This window comes from Microcystis sp., assembly GCF_048564745.1.
Taxonomy (GTDB): Bacteria; Cyanobacteriota; Cyanobacteriia; order Cyanobacteriales; family Microcystaceae; genus Microcystis; species Microcystis ichthyoblabe_A.
In genome coordinates this window covers 1-1,165 of record NZ_JBLZRT010000092.1, presented here as the reverse complement: position 1 = coordinate 1,165, position 1,165 = coordinate 1, and the positions used below count along the sequence as shown (strand labels likewise).

The 1,165-nt window shown below is 43.9% G+C and carries 1 protein-coding gene and 1 pseudogene; both read left to right on the top strand.

Annotation, left to right across the window (positions count from 1 at the left end):
- Window positions 1–116: pseudogene (locus ACOCD9_RS11230) on the top strand (IS5/IS1182 family transposase); the annotation flags it as partial.
- Between the two features lie 202 nt (window positions 117–318).
- The coding region (locus ACOCD9_RS11225; protein ID WP_419547484.1) for a PPC domain-containing protein at window positions 319–1,165 on the top strand (847 nt) is incomplete at its 3' end.

The window sequence follows — 1,165 nt, the reverse complement described above, 5'->3', positions numbered from 1 at the left end:
TTCGGATACTTTCATCAAGATACAGAAATCGCAGACGGCGATTTGGTCTGAGATTGAATTTGATTGCTGGTATCTACAATTACGAACTTCGTTACCGACAAAAGGATATATCTTGATTACTTTTGCAAGAGATCTACTGATCACACAAAGAATAAGAGAGCCGATTTAGGGGCTACAAAGGTGAGATGCTCCCGAACCACAGTTTTTCGTAAAAACATCTTGGAGAATGTAAAAACATATAAAGATATATGAATAATGTGCGGAATTTCGGTTATCCTCAATGGTGTGGTAAGGAGTCTTTACTCAAGGATAAAAAAGATGCTTGACCAAAGTTTCCACCTATCAGACAGCAATGTTTTAGATGATATATTCCAGTTACCAACCCTTGTCGAGGAATCAGGTTTAGGACGCTCCGATTTGATTACCCCTTTTGTCCGCAAAAGTCTCCAAGGCATGGATTCTGGCTTTTTAAGCAATTCTCTGAAAGAATACCAGCTAGGACTGGAAAATACCGGGCAATCATCCCAATCCCTTTCCTCTTGGCGTAACGGCGATGATTTTTTAACAGGTCAAAGTAGTTTTGTGGGTCTTCCCAGTTCTGTTGACCTAGCTGGCAATACCCTTGCCAATGCCTTTGATGACTATGCAGGGAACACATCGACAACAGGATTTGTCAACATCGGTGGTTCGTCAACAGGAACAATTAACTTTGGAGGAGACACAGACTGGTTTCGTGTCAACCTAGTCGCAGGTACAACCTACCAATTCCGTCAAAATCGCACGACTTTGGGAGATCCTTTCCTGACGTTACGCAACAGTGTTGGCGGATTTATCACCTCCAATGATGACGGTGGCGGCAACCTCAATTCTCTGATCACCTATACAGCTACTTCCTCAGGTACACATTTCCTAGACGCACGTGGATTTGGAAGTGCCGTTGGCAGCTACATAGTCAGTGCTTCTGTTGCCACAACTCCACCACCACCACCTAATGGCTTTAGCTCAGTATATGGCTATGGTCTGATTAACGCTGCGGCTGCTGTAGCTAGAGCAATTAATCAACCCACTTTTGCCAATGTTCCTAACTTGGGAGGTAATAACTGGGGTAATGATATGGTTAACGCCCCCGAAGCTTGGGCAAGAGGTTACAGAGGACAAGGTGTTA